The 294-nt window shown below is 46.3% G+C and carries 1 protein-coding gene; it reads right to left on the bottom strand.

All coding sequences use genetic code 11. From position 1 onward, the window contains the following. Nucleotides 1-254 (bottom strand): histidine kinase dimerization/phosphoacceptor domain -containing protein (locus PLA23_RS08855; RefSeq protein WP_324474900.1); only part of this gene is annotated, 254 nt, incomplete at its 3' end. Between the last annotated feature and the right edge of the window lie 40 nt (nucleotides 255-294).

A 294-nucleotide genomic window follows, 5' to 3' on the forward strand; every position in this document is an offset into this window, starting at 1 on the left:
AAGACCTCGTCGTTTTCGATGACCCGGTATTGGATCTGCCCGTCTTCCATCTCAAACTCAAGGATGATACGGTTTCCGATATCTCGTATATAGCTTCCAAGAGGGACATTCGCGAGATCTTCTGTCTGATAGAGTTTTTCATGAATGGATGCCATCGAAAAGATACGGTTTCTACAGTCGCGGATAACCTCGTGGACCTCAGGATTGCCACTCTGAAAATCAGTCAGGCGCAGAAGGCTTGCAATAATTTGCATATTATTCTTCACCCGGTGGTGAATCTCACGCAAAAGGGTC

Origin of the sequence: Methanospirillum sp. (assembly GCF_035406105.1) — an archaeon.
GTDB lineage: Archaea > Halobacteriota > Methanomicrobia > Methanomicrobiales > Methanospirillaceae > Methanospirillum.